The 16,579-nt window shown below is 73.0% G+C and carries 15 protein-coding genes; 2 read left to right on the top strand and 13 right to left on the bottom strand.

All coding sequences use genetic code 11. The annotated features are described in order from the left end of the window. Window positions 1-11: 11 nt before the first annotated feature. Together JK356_RS18350 and JK356_RS18345 are read left to right on the top strand one after the other, a co-directional pair. On the top strand, window positions 12-1,430 hold the full coding sequence (locus tag JK356_RS18350; protein ID WP_201869651.1) for an L-fucose/L-arabinose isomerase family protein: 1,419 nt from the start codon (window positions 12-14) through the stop codon (window positions 1,428-1,430). A gap of 41 nt (window positions 1,431-1,471) precedes the next feature. Further along, the gene (locus tag JK356_RS18345; RefSeq protein WP_201869650.1) at window positions 1,472-2,965 is read left to right on the top strand and encodes an FGGY-family carbohydrate kinase; all 1,494 of its coding nucleotides are present in this window, start codon (window positions 1,472-1,474) and stop codon (window positions 2,963-2,965) included. Window positions 2,966-3,006: 41 nt separating this feature from the next. On the opposite strand, the gene JK356_RS18340 is transcribed toward JK356_RS18345, so the two are convergent. From JK356_RS18340 to JK356_RS18280, 13 genes are all read right to left on the bottom strand, one after another. Continuing rightward, on the bottom strand, window positions 3,007-3,222 hold the full coding sequence (locus JK356_RS18340) for a hypothetical protein (protein ID WP_201869648.1): 216 nt from the start codon (window positions 3,220-3,222) through the stop codon (window positions 3,007-3,009). 425 nt (window positions 3,223-3,647) lie between these two features. Beyond that, complete coding sequence (locus JK356_RS18335) at window positions 3,648-6,173, bottom strand: ATP-dependent Clp protease ATP-binding subunit (RefSeq protein WP_201869646.1); 2,526 nt, start codon at window positions 6,171-6,173, stop codon at window positions 3,648-3,650. 609 nt (window positions 6,174-6,782) lie between these two features. Further along, the gene (locus tag JK356_RS18330) at window positions 6,783-7,115 is read right to left on the bottom strand and encodes an Lsr2 family protein (protein ID WP_201869644.1); all 333 of its coding nucleotides are present in this window, start codon (window positions 7,113-7,115) and stop codon (window positions 6,783-6,785) included. Between the two features lie 158 nt (window positions 7,116-7,273). Next, window positions 7,274-7,795 (bottom strand): amino-acid N-acetyltransferase, encoded by a 522-nt coding sequence (locus tag JK356_RS18325; RefSeq protein WP_201869642.1) that lies wholly within the window; start codon window positions 7,793-7,795, stop codon window positions 7,274-7,276. Between the two features lie 9 nt (window positions 7,796-7,804). After that, window positions 7,805-8,236: a BlaI/MecI/CopY family transcriptional regulator gene (locus JK356_RS18320; RefSeq protein WP_201869640.1), complete on the bottom strand. Its 432-nt coding sequence runs from the start codon at window positions 8,234-8,236 to the stop codon at window positions 7,805-7,807. An 84-nt stretch (window positions 8,237-8,320) separates the two neighbouring features. Next, the gene (locus JK356_RS18315) at window positions 8,321-8,509 is read right to left on the bottom strand and encodes a hypothetical protein (protein WP_201869638.1); all 189 of its coding nucleotides are present in this window, start codon (window positions 8,507-8,509) and stop codon (window positions 8,321-8,323) included. Between the two features lie 457 nt (window positions 8,510-8,966). Next, window positions 8,967-9,764, bottom strand: a complete 798-nt coding sequence (locus JK356_RS18310) for a type III pantothenate kinase (protein ID WP_201869636.1) — start codon at window positions 9,762-9,764, stop codon at window positions 8,967-8,969. Between the two features lie 3 nt (window positions 9,765-9,767). Beyond that, entirely contained in the window at window positions 9,768-10,841 is a 1,074-nt protein-coding gene (gene nadC / locus JK356_RS18305) for a carboxylating nicotinate-nucleotide diphosphorylase (RefSeq protein WP_374100673.1), read from the bottom strand. Then, window positions 10,838-12,559, bottom strand: a complete 1,722-nt coding sequence (locus JK356_RS18300; protein WP_201869634.1) for an L-aspartate oxidase — start codon at window positions 12,557-12,559, stop codon at window positions 10,838-10,840. Before JK356_RS18300 ends, nadC begins: the two co-directional genes overlap by 4 nt. Then, the gene (gene panC / locus JK356_RS18295) at window positions 12,556-13,464 is read right to left on the bottom strand and encodes a pantoate--beta-alanine ligase (RefSeq protein WP_201869632.1); all 909 of its coding nucleotides are present in this window, start codon (window positions 13,462-13,464) and stop codon (window positions 12,556-12,558) included. The genes JK356_RS18300 and panC overlap by 4 nt, the downstream gene beginning before the upstream one ends. Next, window positions 13,461-14,408: a Rossmann-like and DUF2520 domain-containing protein gene (locus tag JK356_RS18290; protein ID WP_201869630.1), complete on the bottom strand. Its 948-nt coding sequence runs from the start codon at window positions 14,406-14,408 to the stop codon at window positions 13,461-13,463. Before JK356_RS18290 ends, panC begins: the two co-directional genes overlap by 4 nt. Before the next feature lie 117 nt (window positions 14,409-14,525). After that, entirely contained in the window at window positions 14,526-15,188 is a 663-nt protein-coding gene (locus JK356_RS18285; protein ID WP_201869748.1) for a response regulator transcription factor, read from the bottom strand. A 78-nt stretch (window positions 15,189-15,266) separates the two neighbouring features. After that, a complete protein-coding gene (locus tag JK356_RS18280; protein ID WP_201869628.1) occupies window positions 15,267-16,499 on the bottom strand; it encodes a sensor histidine kinase in 1,233 nt (410 codons plus the stop codon). Window positions 16,500-16,579: the final 80 nt, after the last annotated feature.

Below are 16,579 nucleotides of genomic sequence, written 5' to 3'. Positions count from 1 at the left end.
GGTACACCCTCATGGCACGCATCGGCCTGCTCTCCATCTCCGACGGCCGTGACTACGTCCACCGCGACGTGACCGAGCACGTCGCCCGCGCCGCCGACGACCTGGCCGGCATGCTCCGCGAGGCGGGGCACGAGGTGATCGTCGCCCCCGAGCAGGTCAGCAGCAACGCCCTGGCCACCAGCCAGGCGCGCTGGCTCGCCGACCAGCACGTGGACCTGACGGTCTTCCACCACTCGGTGTGGACGTTCCCGCACTTCACGATGCTGGCCGCCGAGGCCACGCCCACCCCGCTGCTGCTGGTCGCCAACATCGACCCGCAGTACCCGGGCATGGTCGGCATGCTCGCCGGCGGCGGCGGCCTGGACCAGATCGGCCGCGTCCACGCCCGCGCCTGGGGCGACCTGTCCGACCCCGCCGTGCGCGACCGGATTCTCACCGAGGTCAGGGCGGCCGGCGCCGTGCAGGGGCTGCGCGGCGCCACCTTCGGCCGGATCGGCGGACGCCCCATGGGCATGTACACCGCCGTGGCCAACACCGACCAGTGGATGAAGCAGTTCGGCGTCGACGTCGAGGAGATCGACCAGTGGGAGATCGTCCGCCGCGCCGAGAACGCCGACGCCGCACGCGTCGCCGCCGCCCGTGACTGGCTGGAGAAGCACGCGGCGGGCGTCCACTACGACGGCGACCGCCTCACCCCCGAGCTGCTGGAGCGGCAGATCCGCACCTACTACGCGATGCGGGAGCTGATCGAGGAGTGGCGCCTGGACTTCTCCGGCATCAAGGGCCAGCCGGAGCTGACGGCGAACTTCTGCACCATGGACCTGGCCGAGGCGTTCCTCAACGACCCCTACGACTGGGAGGGCCCCAAGGAGACGCACGTCACCGCGACCGAGGCCGACATGGACGGCGCGCTGACCATGCAGATACTCAAGCTGCTCTCCGGCGACCCGGTGCTCTTCGCCGACGTGCGCCACTACCACGCCGACCGCGACATCTGGGACCTGTGCAACTCCGGCCAGCACGCCACCTGGTACGCGGCGCGCTCCGACGACCCGGCCGAGAACCTCTCCCGCGTCAACTTCTACCCGGAGGTCTTCTACTTCCCGGCCGGCGGCGCCTCCGTGCAGCACCTCGCCGCCCCCGGCGAGATGACGTTCGCCCGCCTCACCCGCGAGAACGGCGCGTACCGCATGCACGTGATGCGCGGTGCGACCGAGACCTACGACGACGCGACCAACGACCGGCTGATGCGCGCCTCCACCTTCGAGTGGCCGCACGCCTTCGCCCGGCTCGACGCCCCGGCCGGCGAGTTCCTCGGCCGCTTCGGCTCCAACCACATCCACGCCGTGCCGGGCGACTACGTGGCGGAGCTGCGGGCCGTGTGCCGCTACCTCGGCATCCGGTATGACGGATTCGGCTCCGCCGCCTGACGCCGCGCCACCGACCACCACGAGGGGACCGGGAAACCACCATGACCCTGCTGCTCGGCATCGACATCGGCACCTCGGGCTCCAAGGGCGTGCTCGTGCGCCCCGACGGCACGCTGCACGCCCAGGCCGCGCGCGAGCACGCCACCTCCTCCCCGCGCCCCGGCTGGGCGGAGCATGACGCCCGCGAGGTGTGGTGGGGCGACTTCGCCGCGCTGACGGCCGAGCTGCTGGCGCGCGTCCCCGCCGGGGAACGGATCGCCGCCGTGGGCGTCAGCGGCATCGGCCCGTGCGTGCTGCCCGCCGACGCGCACGGCGAGCCGCTGCGCCCGGCGATCCTGTACGGCGTGGACACCCGCGCCGGCGCCCAGATCGCGGCGCAGCGGCAGCGGTACGGCGACGAGGAGGTGCTGGCCCGCTGCGGCTCGCCGCTGACCAGCCAGGCCATCGGCCCGAAGCTGGCCTGGCTGCGGGAGGAGGAGCCGGAGGTGTACGGGCGCACCCGGCGGTGGTTCATGGCCAGCTCCTACCTGGTGCACCGGCTCACCGGCGCGTACGTCCTCGACCACCACTCGGCCAGCCAGTGCACCCCGCTGTACGACCCGCGGCGGGGCGCCTGGATCGAGGAGTGGTGCGAGGAGATCGCGCCCGGGCTCCAGTGGCCGCGGCTGCTGTGGCCCGCCGAGGCGGCCGGGGAGATCACGCCCGCCGCCGCGGCGGCCACCGGGCTCCCGGCGGGCACGCCGGTGGTGGCGGGCACGATCGACGCCTGGGCCGAGGCCACGGCCGCCGGGGCCACGGCGCCGGGAGACCTGATGCTGATGTACGGCACGACGATGTTCCTGGTGAACGTCGTCCCCGAACCGGTCGCCGACCGGCGCCTGTGGGGCACGCGGGGCGCGTTCCCCGGCACGTACTGCCTGGCGGCGGGCATGGCCACCTCGGGCGCGGTGACCGGCTGGCTGCGCGACCTGACGGGGGCGGAGTACGGCACGCTCGTGGCCGAGGCGGCCGCGGTGCCGCCCGGGGCCGAGGGCCTGGTGATGCTGCCGTACTTCGCGGGCGAGCGGACGCCGCTGTTCGACCCGGACGCGCGGGGCCTCGTGCTCGGCCTCACGCTGCGCCACGGCCGGGGGCACCTGTACCGGGCGGCGCTGGAGGGGACTGCGTTCGGGGTGCGCCACAACCTGGCCGCCATGACCGCGGCCGGGGGCGACGTGCGCCGCCTGGTCGCGGTCGGCGGCGGCGCCCGGGAGCTGTGGACGCGGATCGTCTCGGACGTGACGGGGCACGCGCAGGACGTCCCCCGGCACACCATCGGGGCGGCGTACGGCGACGCCTTCTTCGCGGCGGTGGGGACGGGGCGCGCCGCCGCCGGGGACATCGCCGGTTGGAACCCGGTGGCACATACGGTCCGGCCGGACCCGGCTGCCTCGGCCGTGTACGAGGAGCTGTACGGCCTGTACCGCGGCCTGTACCCGGCCACCCGCGAGGCCGCCCACGTCCTCGCGGCACGCCAGCGCGCCGACGCGCGCTGACTCCCGCTGGCCCCGCCCCCCTGCCCCGGGAGGGCGGGGTTTCAGGCGACTTCCCGGAGGTACAGCGCGCCGCAGGTGTGGCAGAAGGGCTCGGCGGTGCGGCCCCACTCGCTCTCGGGGAGCCCCCTGGCGTCGGGCCGCAGCTCCCTGCCGCACATGCCGCGTCCCTCGTCGCCCCGCCGCACCATGTGCCAGGACACGATCTCGTCCGCGTCGCCGTCCTCGTTCCGGTACTCCGCCCGCATCGCGTGCCGCATGTCCCGGCCCCTTCCTCCCTCGGGTGGCTTCCCTTCCATCCTCCGCGTCCGCCGCGGGCCCGCATCTTGTCGCGACAGGGCGGTGAGGGAACGCCCCGGCCCGGGGAGGGCCCAGGCAGCCGCCCGGGGCGCCGCGGCCAGCAGCCGTGCCAGCGCCGCGCCGGGATCGGGCGCCGCCGCGAGCGTCCCGGTGACGCGCGGGGCGTCGCCGCCGGTCGCCAGGCGCGGCGGGAAGGCGGCGGCCGTCAGCCCCTTGCGTCTGGTGTTCCGCTCCCCCGTGCCCCGTCAGACCGGCGAACCCCCCATAGGGGTGTACGCCCGCCCCGGATCGTGCGCCCGTCACTGCCTGCGGACACAGCGAAGCGCCCCCGTCGTCCCGTGCGGAACGGCGGGGGCGCCTGGGTGTCGCGGCGGCGACGGGGCCGTCAGCTCTCCTTGGAGAGGTTGGGCCCGCCGCCGGCGGCCTGCTCGACCGGCGGGGCGTCCGGCAGCGCGGACTTCTCCTCGCCGCGGAAGACGAACTTCTTGTCCCGGCCTTCGCCCTCGGTGTCGACGACCACGATGTGACCGGGCCGCAGCTCGCCGAAGAGGATCTTCTCCGACAGCACGTCCTCGATCTCCCGCTGGATCGTCCGGCGCAGCGGCCGGGCGCCCAGCACCGGGTCGTAGCCGCGCTTCGCCAGCAGCTCCTTGGCGTCCTGGCTCAGCTCGATGCCCATGTCCCGGTCCTTGAGCCGGTCGTCCACCTGGCTGATCATCAGGTCGACGATCTTGATGATGTCGTCCTGCGTCAGCTGGTGGAAGACCACCGTGTCGTCGACGCGGTTGAGGAACTCCGGCCGGAAGTGCTGCTTCAGCTCGTCGTTGACCTTGGCCTTCATCCGCTCGTACCCGGTGTTCACGTCACCGGCGACGGCGAAGCCCATGTTGAAGCCCTTGGAGATGTCCCGGGTGCCGAGGTTGGTCGTCATGATGATGACCGTGTTCTTGAAGTCGACGACCCGGCCCTGGGAGTCGGTCAGGCGACCGTCCTCCAGGATCTGGAGCAGCGAGTTGAAGATGTCCGGGTGCGCCTTCTCGACCTCGTCGAAGAGGACCACCGAGAAGGGCTTGCGGCGCACCTTCTCCGTCAGCTGGCCGCCCTCCTCGTACCCGACGTAGCCGGGCGGGGAGCCGAACAGCCGCGAGACGGTGTGCTTCTCGCCGAACTCCGACATGTCCAGGGAGATCAGCGCGTCCTCGTCGCCGAAGAGGAACTCCGCCAGCGTCTTGGACAGCTCCGTCTTCCCGACGCCGGAGGGCCCGGCGAAGATGAACGAGCCACCCGGACGCTTCGGGTCCTTCAGGCCGGCACGGGTACGGCGGATGGCCTGCGACAGCGCCTTGATGGCGTCGTCCTGGCCGATGACCCGCTTGTGGAGCTCGTCCTCCATGCGGAGCAGCCGCGAGGACTCCTCCTCGGTGAGCTTGAAGACGGGGATGCCCGTGGAGGCGGCCAGCACCTCCGCGATCAGATCCTCGTCCACCTCGGCGACGACATCCATGTCGCCGGCCTTCCACTCCTTCTCCCGCTGGCTCTTGGCCGACAGGAGCTGCTTCTCCCGGTCGCGCAGGGAGGCGGCCTTCTCGAAGTCCTGGGAGTCGATCGCCGACTCCTTCTCCCTGCGCACCTCGGCGATCTTGTCGTCGAACTCGCGCAGGTCCGGCGGCGCGGTCATGCGGCGGATGCGCATGCGCGAGCCGGCCTCGTCGATGAGGTCGATCGCCTTGTCCGGCAGGTAGCGGTCGGAGATGTAGCGGTCGGCGAGCTGCGCCGCCGCCACCAGGGCGGCGTCCGTGATGGAGACGCGGTGGTGCGCCTCGTACCGGTCGCGCAGGCCCTTGAGGATCTCGATCGTGTGGGGCAGGGACGGCTCGGCCACCTGGATCGGCTGGAAGCGGCGCTCCAGGGCCGCGTCCTTCTCCAGGTACTTCCGGTACTCGTCCAGCGTCGTCGCGCCGATGGTCTGGAGCTCGCCGCGGGCCAGCATCGGCTTGAGGATGCTCGCTGCGTCGATCGCGCCCTCGGCGGCGCCCGCGCCGACGAGCGTGTGCAGCTCGTCGATGAACAGGATGATGTCGCCGCGGGTGCGGATCTCCTTGAGGACCTTCTTCAGGCGCTCTTCGAAGTCACCCCGGTAGCGGGAGCCGGCGACCAGGGCGCCGAGGTCCAGCGTGTAGAGGTGCTTGTCCTTCAGGGTCTCGGGGACCTCGCCCTTGACGATGGCCTGCGCCAGGCCCTCCACGACGGCGGTCTTGCCGACGCCGGGCTCGCCGATGAGGACGGGGTTGTTCTTGGTCCGGCGGGACAGCACCTGCATGACCCGCTCGATCTCCTTCTCGCGCCCGATGACCGGGTCGAGCTTGGACTCACGAGCGGCCTGGGTGAGATTCCGGCCGAACTGGTCGAGCACCAGGGAGGTGGACGGCGTGCCCTCGGCGGGGGCACCGGCGGTCGCGGCCTCCTTACCGCCCGAGTAGCCGGAGAGCAGCTGGATCACCTGCTGCCGCACCCGGTTCAGGTCGGCGCCCAGCTTGACCAGGACCTGGGCGGCGACGCCCTCGCCCTCGCGGATCAGGCCGAGCAGGATGTGCTCCGTACCGATGTAGTTGTGGCCGAGCTGGAGCGCCTCCCGGAGCGAAAGCTCCAGGACCTTCTTGGCTCGCGGGGTGAACGGGATGTGCCCGGACGGAGCCTGCTGGCCCTGGCCGATGATCTCCTCCACCTGCTGGCGGACCGCCTCAAGCGAGATCCCGAGGCTCTCCAGGGCCTTAGCGGCGACACCCTCACCCTCGTGGATCAGGCCCAGGAGGATGTGCTCGGTACCGATGTAGTTGTGGTTGAGCATCCGGGCCTCTTCCTGGGCCAGGACGACAACCCGCCGCGCGCGGTCGGTGAACCTCTCGAACATCGTTATCGCTCCTCAGAGCGGTCAGGCAGTAAAGGGGTCGGTCCCCTCCCTGTCCTTCCGCAGCTTAGTCCCGCAACGGGGGACCGCTCATTCCAACTGTCTACTCCTGTCCCCGGCCCCGTGCCCCGAACAGGCGACAACAGTTCCAACCCGATGGTGCGAGACGATGTTCCCGCAGGCCAAGCAGTGGCACCCCAGATGGCTACGCCGTCGGCGAACGCACCCGGACGACACTGTTACCCCACGGCACCGCCCCCTCGTTCCATTAGGGACTCCCTACCCCTTAAGGCTGTCACTCCATGCCGGAACCGCCAGCGGCATCCGCTACAGGCGAACGCGGTTACCGTCCGCCATGCGGATGACACGGCGCGTAGCGTTCCGCCAGAGCGGGCACGCTCCCGCACGCGGCCACACCATCGCCAGCACCTCGCCAGAACCCCCGCCATATCCCCCTGCCCCGCACACAGGCCCGCACCGGACCCTCACCGCCCCCGCCCGCGCCGCAGGCCCCGGACACACCTCGGGGGCCGCCCCTCGCAGGGCCGGCCCCCGGACAGTGACGCGGCGTCCCGCCACGCCCTTCGCCGGATCCCCTCCGGCAGGTACGCGTCAGGCGCCAGCCTTCTCGTAGGCCTCGCGAATGTTGGCCGGGACGCGTCCCCGGTCATTGACCTCGTATCCGTTTTCCTTGGCCCACGCACGGATTTTCGCCGTGTCGTGGCTGCTGCTCGAGCTGCTCGAGGCACGGCGCCCGCGCCCCCGGCCGGTGCCGGCACGGCGGCCAGCCTTCACATAGGGCTCCAGGGCAGAGCGGAGCTTGCCCGCGTTTTCGGAGTTGAGGTCGATCTCGTAAGTCTTGCCGTCGAGCGCGAACGTTACGGTCTCATCCGCCTCGCCGCCGCTGAGGTCATCGAGGAGAAGGACCTGTACCTTCTGTGCCACCGGGCTACTCCTCTTTCCTAGTCGCCGAATACCAATAGGTGTACCTGCGGATGTAATCAAACCGCCATTGCCGGGAAAACACAAACCCCGGGTCAGGATTACGTCGAACCCGATAAGACACCAGGGGACGATTCGGACATAACACCATGCCTCCGGCGCTAACGCAGGTGCAGCAGCATCCTGCTGTTACCCAAGGTGTTGGGCTTCACGCGCTCAAGGCCCAGGAACTCAGCCACTCCCTCATCGGGGGAACGAAGCAGCTCGCTGTAGACATCGCCATCCACCGGAGTGTCACCGATCTCAGTGAAGCCGTGGCGCGCGAAGAACTCGACTTCGAAGGTCAGGCAGAAAATGCGCCGCACGCCAAGCCAGCGCGCCGTACCGAGCAGCTTCTCGAGCACCTTGTGACCGATGCCCTGCCCCCTCACCTGCGGATCAACCGCCAGGGTGCGCACCTCGGCCAGGTCTTCCCACATGACGTGGAGCGCGCCGCAGGCCACCACCTGCCCATCGTGATCGCGCTCCGCCACCCAGAACTCCTGAATGTCCTCGTAAAGGGTCACGGTCGGCTTGTCGAGCAGGATGCCGTCCCTGATGTAGACATCGATGAGACGCCGCACAGCAGGGACATCCGTAGTCCTGGCACGGCGGACAGTGACTTCCGCTGAGCTTTCTGGCACAAGCGGAGGCTATCGCTGCGAGTCTTCGTCTTCCTCTTCGGGTGCGCCCTGGGAGCCTTCGGCCGGGGTCACCCGTACACCCGGTACATCCACGACACGCAGGGCGTCGCGCAATGCCTCGGTCTGCTCCGGTGACATCATCCCGAAGAATGCCACCAGCGCGGCCGCGGGGTTGTCACTCTCCGCCCATGCGTCATTCATCAATGCCGCCGAGTACGCGGCTCGTGTGGAGACGGCGGCATAACGATAGGCGCGTCCGTCCTGCTCCCGGCGCACCCAGCCCTTCTGGTGCAGGTTGTCCAGGACCGTCATCACCGTCGTATAGGCGATCGAACGCTCACGCCGGAGATCCTCGAGGACTTCTCTCACCGTGACGGGGCGGTTCCACTCCCATACACGGGTCATCACCGCGTCTTCCAGCTCTCCCAATGGACGAGGCACGAGTGAAGAATAGCCGCGCCGCGACAAGCACCCACAAAACGGACACGGACGGGCGCGTGGCGCCCGCCCGGGGGAGAGCCCGGCTCAGCTCGCGGCGGAGTCCTCCGTCCGCCCTTGCTCGGCGGCGCGCGACTGGGCCGCGAGCGCCGCGTCGACGGCGGCGTCTTCCTTGTACTTGTTCTGACCGCCCTGCGACCTGACGATCGTCACGATGAGCCAGGTGAAGGCCACGGCCATCACCGCGGGCGGGAAGAGTGCGGCGAGGTAGTCCACTGTGCTCGGCCTCCTTGGGCGTGCTCAGGTGAGGAGCCTCCCCCAGCCTAGCGACCCGGCTCGGCCGAGGCGCCCCCGCTCCCGCCTTCGCCGTCCGCGGGGCCGTCCCCGGAAGCGTCCGGAGGACTGCCTGAAGGCTTGTCCGTGCGGCCCGGCCGCGACGCCGGGGCGGACTCCCGCTCCCCCTCGCCGGACTCGCCCTCCGGGGCACGTGGCGGCCTGGCCGGCGGGCGCTTGCGGTGCGGCGGGAAGACCTCCGCCGGCGTGGGCACCGGACGCCGTGGCCGGCCGCCGCTGCCGCCCGTGCCGCCGCCGGGAGCGGAGGAACCCTGAGACCCCTGAGACCCCTGAGACCCCTGAGACCCGTGAGACCCGTGAGACCCGTGAGAAGCTGCCATAAACCGACATTAATCCGGGCGCGGACCCAACCGCCCGGATTGGCGCGGCGTGGCGTGCGTCAGGAGCGGCCGACGTTGCGTTCGTACACCAGGCGCAGACCGATCAGGGTCAGCCACGGCTCGTGCTCGTCGATCACGGTGGCCTCACGCAGCACCATGGGCGCCAGCCCGCCGGTGGCGATGACCGTCACGTCGTCCGGGTCGTCGGCCAGTTCGCGGGACATGCGCTCCACGACGCCGTCCACCTGCCCGGCGAAGCCGTACAGGATGCCGGACTGCATCGACTCCACGGTGTTCTTGCCGATGACGCGGCGCGGCCGGGCCAGCTCGACCTTGCGGAGCTGGGCACCGCGCAGGCCGAGTGCCTCCACCGAGATCTCGATGCCGGGCGCGATGGCGCCGCCCGCGTACTCACCGCGCGCCGAGACGGCGTCGTAGGTGGTGGCCGTGCCGAAGTCGACGACGATGCACGGCCCGCCGTACAGCTCTACGGCGGCGACCGCGTTGATCAGCCGGTCGGCGCCCAGCTCCTTCGGGTTGTCGATGAGGATGGGCACGCCGGTCTTGACGCCCGGCTCGACCAGCACCGACGGGATGTCGCCGTAGTAGCGGCGGGTCACCTCGCGCAGCTCGTGCAGCACCGACGGCACGGTGGAGCAGATCGCGATGCCGTCGATGCCGTCGCCGAGCTCCTCGCCGAGCAGCGGGTGCATGCCCATCAGGCCGTGCAGCAGCACGGCCAGCTCGTCGGCGGTGCGGCGGGCCTCGGTGGAGACGCGCCAGTGCTCCACGATGTCGTCGCCGTCGAACAGGCCGAGGACGGTGTGGGTGTTGCCGACGTCGATGGTCAGCAGCATCGCTCAGTCACCGTCCTTCCCCGGCCCTGGCTCGGGGCGCAGGTCGAGGCCGATGTCGAGGATCGGTGCCGAGTGGGTGAGCGCGCCGACGGCCAGGTAGTCGACGCCCGCCGCGGCGTAGGCAGCGGCGTTCTCCAGGCTCAGCCCGCCGGACGCCTCCAGTTCGGCGCGGCCCGCGACGAGGCGGACGGCCTCGGCGGTCTCCTCGGGCGTGAAGTTGTCCAGCAGGATCAGGTCGGCCCCCTCGGCGAGCACCGGCTCGATCTGGTCGAGGCGGTCCACCTCGACCTCGACCGGCACGCCGGGGAACTCCTCGCGCACCCTGCGGAACGCCTCGGCGACGCCGCCGGCGGCGATGACGTGGTTGTCCTTGATCAGCGCCGCGTCCGACAGCGACATCCGGTGGTTGACGCCGCCGCCGCAGCGGACGGCGAACTTCTCCAGGGCCCGCAGGCCCGGCGTGGTCTTGCGGGTGTCGCGCACCCGGGTGCTGGTGCCGGCGAGGGCGTCGGCCCAGGCGCGGGTGGCGGTGGCGATGCCCGACAGGCGGCACAGCAGGTTCAGGGCGCTGCGCTCGCCGGTGAGCAGATCGCGGGTGCGGGCGGTGACGGTCAGCAGCACCTGGCCCGGGGCGACGCGGTCGCCGTCGGCGACGTGGCGTTCGACCTCGAACTCGTCGGTGCAGACGACGGACAGCACCGCCTCGGCCACGTGGATCCCGGCGACGGTGCCGGCCTGGCGGGCGGTGAAGTCGGCCGTGGCCATGGCGTCTTCGGGGACGGTGGCGACGGTGGTGACGTCCGTGCCGTTGTCCAGGTCCTCGGTCAGCGCCAGGTGGGCCACGTCCTCGACCTGGGCCGGGTCGAGGCCGCCGGCGGCCAGCAGGGCGGCCAGGTCGGGGTCGAGGCCGCACTCCAGCGGGTCGATGTCCAGGCCGGCCGGGTCGCCGTGGCCGCAGCCGCAGCCCGCGCCGCACGCCCCGGCGTCCCCGGCGTCCGGCAGGTCCTCGGGCCGGGTGCCGATGGGCAGCAGCGTGAGGTCCACGGTCGTCGGGCGGGAGGGTGGGGGGCTGGTCACGTGCTCTCCTTGGGGACGGCCGCCCCGGTAGGCGGGAACGCGGTCGTGTCGGTCGTGCGGACGTCGAACGCGGCGCCGCCGGTCCCCGGGCGCAGTCGGATGACGAGGTGGCGCCGCCACGCGCGGTCGTCGCTGTCCGGGTGGTCCTCGCGCCAGTGGCAACCGCGCGTCTCTGCCCGGTGCCGGGCGGCGACGGCCAGCACCCGGGCGACAAGGTGCAGATTAGCCGTCTCCCAGGCATCCGCGCCCGGCTCGGCGGGCTTGGGATCGCCGCCGGGCCCGCCGGCCGGCGCGGCCAGGGCGTCGAGCGAGGCCTGGGCGCGGGCGAGACTGGCGTCTGAGCGCAGCACGCCGGCGCCGTCGGTCATGATCCGCTGGAGGGCGGCGCGTGCGCCGTCGGGCAGCAGGGCCGGCTCGCCGGGGGGCGGCATGGGCGGCTCGCCGGGGTGTCCGGGCGCGGACGGCGGGCCGGGGCAGGCGGCGGCGATCCGCTCGGCGATGCGCTCGGCGAAGACCAGGCCTTCCAGCAGCGAGTTGGAGGCCAGGCGGTTGGCGCCGTGCACGCCGGTGCACGCGGTCTCGCCGCAGGCGTACAGGCCGGGGACGGTGGTGCGGCCGTACAGGTCGGTGCGGACTCCGCCGGAGGCGTAGTGGGCGGCGGGGGCGACCGGGATGCGCTCGGTGACGGGGTCGATGCCGTGGGCGCGGCAGGCGGCGAGGATCGTGGGGAAGCGGCGGCGCCACATCTCCGCGCCGAAGTGGCGGCCGTCGAGGTAGACGTGGCGGGTGCCGCGCTCCCGCATGCGGCGGGTGATGGCCTTGGCGACGACGTCGCGCGGGGCCAGCTCGGCGAGCTCGTGGACGCCGGTCATGAAGCGGGCGCCGGTGTCGTCGACGAGATGGGCACCCTCGCCGCGGACCGCCTCGGAGATGAGCGGCTGCTGGCCCTCGGCCTCGGGCCCCAGGTACAGCACGGTGGGGTGGAACTGCACGAACTCCAGGTCGGAGACCTCCGCCCCGGCGCGCAGCGCGAGGGCCACGCCGTCGCCGGTGGAGACGGCGGGGTTGGTGGTGGCCGAGTAGATCTGGCCCATGCCGCCGGTGGCGAGGACAACGGCGGGGGCGTGCACGGCGCCGGTGCCGTCGTGGCGCCCCTCCCCCATGACGTGGAGCGTGACGCCCGCCGCGCGGCCCCGGGCGTCCGTGAGGAGGTCGAGGGCCAGCGCGTTCTGGATGGTCTCGATCCCGGCCTCGCGCACGGCGGCGAGCAGCGCGCGGGAGATCTCCGCGCCGGTGGCGTCGCCGCCCGCGTGGGCGATGCGGCGGCGGTGGTGGCCGCCCTCGCGGGTGAGGGCGAGCCCGCCGCCGGGGCCGGTGTCGAAGCGGGCGCCGAGCCCGATGAGGCGCCGCACGGCGGCCGGACCCTCGGTGACGAGGGTTTCGACGGCGCGCTCGTCGCACAGCCCGGCCCCGGCGGTCAGGGTGTCGGCGAGGTGGTCGGCCGGGGTGTCGCCCTCGCCGAGGGCGGCGGCCACGCCGCCCTGGGCCCAGCGGGTGGAGCCGTCGTCCAGGCGGGCCTTGGTGACGATCACGGTCCGCAGGCCGGCGGCGGCGCAGTTGAGGGCGGCGGTCAGCCCGGCGACGCCGGAGCCGACGACGGCCACGTCGGCGGTGACGGCCCAGCCGGGCGGGGGCGCCAGGGGGCGTCCGGCGGTCATGCCGGGGCTCCCAGCGTGAGGCGGACGTTGTCGATGAGGCGCGTCTCCTGGCCGGGGGCGCCGACGCGGGCGGCGACGGCCAGCAGCGCCTCGCCGTGGTAGGTGTCGTCCACCTCGCGGAAGTCGGCCGGGTTCACCAGCGCGAGGTAGTCCAGGCGCAGCGGCGGCTCGGCGGTGGCGGCCTCGTCCAGCACGGCGCGCGCGGCCTGGCGGGCGGCGCTGGCGCGCGGCGGCGCGGCCTGCGCGGCGAAGAGCGCGCGGGACAGCGCCAGGGCGGTGGCCCGGTCGGCTTCGGTGAGGTACTGGTTGCGGCTGGACAGCGCCAGCCCGCTGGGCTCGCGGACGGTGGGCACGCCCACGATCTCCACCGGGAAGCTGAGATCCGCGGCCATGCGGCGGACCAGCGCCAGCTGCTGCGCGTCCTTCTCCCCGAAGAACGCCAGGTCGGGCTGGGTGAGGTGGAGCAGCTTGGCGACGACCGTCAGCACGCCGTCGAAGTGGCCCGGCCGCGAGGCGCCCTCCAGCACCTCGCCGAGCGGTCCGGCGCTGACCCGCACCAGGGGCTGCCCGGCCGGGTAGACCTCGCTGTCGGCGGGGGCGAACACCACGTCGGCGCCCGCCTCGGCGGCGACGACGACGTCGGCGTCCAGGGTCCTGGGGTAGCGGTCGAAGTCCTCACCCTCGCCGAACTGGAGCGGGTTGACGTAGACGGTGACGAGGACCTGCCCGCCGGGGCCGACGCGGGCGCGGGCGGCGCGGATGTTCGCGGCGTGGCCCTCGTGCAGCGCTCCCATGGTCATCACGACGGCGCGCCGGGCGGCCGGGTCTGCGGGCCGCGGCGGCAGCTCGTCCGCGCGGCGGGCCACGGTTATGCCGGGCGCGCCGCCTGGTGCGGTGTTCGTCATCCCTGTCCCTGCTGTCCCTCTCCGCCCCGCGTGGTCTCGCCGAGCACGCCGAGGAGTTTCTCGGCGAGTTCGGGCTTGAGCAGGCCGTGGTCGAGCGCCCGGTCTGCGGTGGTGCGGGCCATCGCCAGGTAGCCGGGCAGCGCGTGCGGGGCGTGGGCGCGCAGCTCGGCGAGGTGGGAGGCGACGGTCTCGGCGTCGCCGCGGGCGACGGGCCCGGTCAGGGCGGCGTCCCCGGAGCGGAGGGCGTTGTCCAGCGCGGCGCCGAGCAGCGGCCCGAGCATGCGGTCGGGCGCGGCCACTCCCGCGGTGCGCAGCAGCTCCATGGCCTGGGCGACGAGGGTCACCAGGTGGTTGGCGCCGAGGGCGAGCGCGGCGTGGTAGAGCGGGCGGTCGCGTTCCTCGATCCACTCGGGTTCGCCGCCCATCTCGATGACGAGCGCTTCGGCGGCGAGCCGCAGTTCGGCGGGGGCGGTGACGCCGAAGACGCAGCCGGCCAGGCGCTGCACGTCCACGGAGGTGCCGGTGAACGTCATCACGGGGTGCAGCGCGAGCGGCAGGGCCCCCGCGCGCAGGGCGGGCTCGAGGACGGCGATGCCGTGGCGCCCCGAGCAGTGCACCAGCAGCTGCCCCGGGCGGACGGCGCCGGTGCGGGCCAGGCCGGAGACCAGGGCGGGCAGGGCGTCGTCGGGCACGGTCAGCAGCACCAGGTCGGCGCGGGCCAGCACCTCGGACGGCTCCACGAGCGGCACGCCGGGCAGCAGCGCGGCGGCGCGGCGGCGGGAGGCTTCCGAGACGCCGGAGACGGCGACCGGGCGGTGCCCGGCCAGGCGCAGCGCGGCGGCGAGCGCCGGCCCGACGCGGCCGGCGCCGACGACGCCGACGCTCAGGCGGGCGGGGCGGTGCCGCGCCTCGGTGGCCCGGGGGGCGTTCGCGTCGGCGTTCACGGCGGGGGCCTCTTTCGAGCTTCGGTGCGTTCCGGTCCGTATGCCGGGTTCCGGACGCCGGCCGGACGTCGGTGCCCCATGCTACGGCGCCGCCACTGCCGGCGTCTGATGCGTGGGTCACGTCCCCCCGGCGCGGACGAGGCCGGTCTCGTAGGCGAGGACGACGGCCTGGACCCGGTCGCGGAGGTTGAGCTTGGCGAGGATGCGGCCGACGTGCGTCTTGACCGTGGCCTCGGAGACGAAGAGGCGGGCGGCGATCTCGCCGTTGGACAGGCCCTGGGCGATGAGGACCAGCACCTCGCGCTCGCGGTCGGTGAGCTGGTCGAGCTCCGGGTGCGTCGGCGGCTCGGCGCTCGGCAGCAGGGAGGCGAACCGGTCGAGCAGGCGGCGCGTGGTGGAGGGGGCCACGACGGCGTCGCCGCTGTGGACGGCGCGGATCGCGCCGAGCAGCTCCTCCGGCGGGGCGTCCTTGAGCATGAAGCCGGAGGCGCCGGACTTCAGGCCGGAGAAGGCGTACTCGTCCAGGTCGAAGGTCGTCAGGATGAGCACCTTCGGCGAGCCGGGCCCGCCCTCGCCGCCCTGGCAGACGCGGCGGGTGGTCTCGACGCCGTCCAGGCGCGGCATCCGCACGTCCATCAGCACGACGTCCACCGCGGTGGACCGCAGGATCTCCAGCGCCTCGATGCCGTCGCCCGCCTCGGCGGTGACCTCCATGTCGGGCTGGGCCGCGAGCACCATGCGGAATCCGGTGCGCAGCAGGACCTGATCGTCCACGAGCATGACGCGGATCGGTTCGGTCGGCACGGCGTGACTCCCTCGTCTTTCGTGTGATCGGTCCTGTGGTGCGGCGGTGGCCGGTCAGTCGCCGCCGTCCAGGGGCAGTGTGGCGCTGATGCGGAAGCCGCCGCCAGGCCGCGGGCCCGCTACCAGGACGCCGCCGACCATGCCGACGCGCTCCCGCATGCCGATCAGGCCGTGGCCCCTGCCGTCGGCGCCGCGCTCCTCGTGCCGCCCCAGCGGCGAGCCCTGGCCGTCGTCCTCGGCGAGCACGGTCAGCGCGTCGGGCGTGTACTCCAGCCGCACCGTGGCCCCGGCGTGCGGGCCGCCGTGCTTGCGGGTGTTGGTCAGGGCCTCCTGCACGATGCGGTAGGCCGTCAGCTCCACGCCTGTGGGCAGCGGCCGGGGCCTGCCCTCGATGCGGAAGGTGACCGGCAGGCCGGTGTCCCTGACCTGGTCTATCAGCTCGGCGAGCTGTTCGACGCCCGGCTGCGGCACGTAGTCCTGGCTGGTGGCCTCACCGTCCTCGCCGCGCAGCACGCCCAGCAGCCTGCGCATCTCGGTGAGCGCCTGGCGGCCGGTGTCCGAGATGGTGCGCAGGGCGCTCTTGGCCTGCTCCGGCTCGCTCTCCAGCACGTACGCCGCGCCGTCGGCCTGCACGATCATCGCCGAGACGTTGTGCGCCACCACGTCGTGCAGCTCGCGGGCGATGCGCGCCCGCTCGGCCGCGACGGCCATGCGCGCCTGGGTCGCGCGCTCCCGCTCCAGCCGGGTGGCGCGCTCCTCCAGCTCCGCGTAGTAGGCGCGGCGGGTGCGCAGCGAGTCGCCGAGCACCCAGGCCAGGCAGCTGGCGACGGTGAGGAAAAGCACGTTTCCCACGGCGACGCTGGTGCGGGAGCCGTCGCCGTCCAGCACCTCGGTAGGCCAGCGCAGCTCGCAGATGACGGGCGATGCCAGGCCGCCCGCCAGGGCGAGCCGGGACGGCAGGCGGGGCGGCAGCGTGGCGACCGTGTAGATGATGACGAGGAACGCGAAGTTGCCCGGCATCGGCGGCACGTCGGCGGCGACCTGGAAGACGCCGGTGCCGAACGCGAGGCCCAGCGCACGGTTGGGCGCGCGCCGGCGCAGCAGCACGACGGCGCTCAGCGCCACGGCGGCCACGACGGCGAGCCAGCGGGAGGGGAAGTACGGGCTGCCGGGGCTGTCGGCGGCGGTGGAGCCGATCATCGCGAGCGACGTGACCAGCAGCACGCACGCCCAGAAGCCGTCCACCGTCGTCGGGTGGCGGCGCAGGACGTCGTACAGCCGGTTCACGTCACCCACGGTAGGCACCGGGTGCGGCAGGGGAGTCAGCCCGGCGACCGATACGTTCAGCGTTCATCTACTCCTCAAGG

This window comes from Streptomyces sp. 7-21 (assembly GCF_016741785.1).
Lineage (GTDB): Bacteria > Actinomycetota > Actinomycetes > Streptomycetales > Streptomycetaceae > Streptomyces.
The sequence above is the reverse complement of the archived record's forward strand: the minus strand, read 5'-3'. Positions and strand labels throughout refer to the sequence as shown.

Bases quoted from the DNA above. Each gene is read 5' to 3' on its own strand.
- JK356_RS18350 (WP_201869651.1), top strand. From the start codon at position 12: ATGGCACGCATCGGCCTGCTCTCCATCTCCGACGGCCGTGACTACGTC.
- JK356_RS18345 (WP_201869650.1), top strand. From the start codon at position 1,472: ATGACCCTGCTGCTCGGCATCGACATCGGCACCTCGGGCTCCAAGGGC.
- JK356_RS18340 (WP_201869648.1), bottom strand. From the start codon at position 3,222: ATGCGGCACGCGATGCGGGCGGAGTACCGGAACGAGGACGGCGACGCG.
- JK356_RS18335 (WP_201869646.1), bottom strand. From the start codon at position 6,173: ATGTTCGAGAGGTTCACCGACCGCGCGCGGCGGGTTGTCGTCCTGGCC.
- JK356_RS18310 (WP_201869636.1), bottom strand. From the start codon at position 9,764: ATGCTGCTGACCATCGACGTCGGCAACACCCACACCGTCCTCGGCCTG.
- JK356_RS18300 (WP_201869634.1), bottom strand. From the start codon at position 12,559: ATGACCGCCGGACGCCCCCTGGCGCCCCCGCCCGGCTGGGCCGTCACC.
- panC (WP_201869632.1), bottom strand. From the start codon at position 13,464: ATGACGAACACCGCACCAGGCGGCGCGCCCGGCATAACCGTGGCCCGC.
- JK356_RS18285 (WP_201869748.1), bottom strand. From the start codon at position 15,188: ATGCTCGTGGACGATCAGGTCCTGCTGCGCACCGGATTCCGCATGGTG.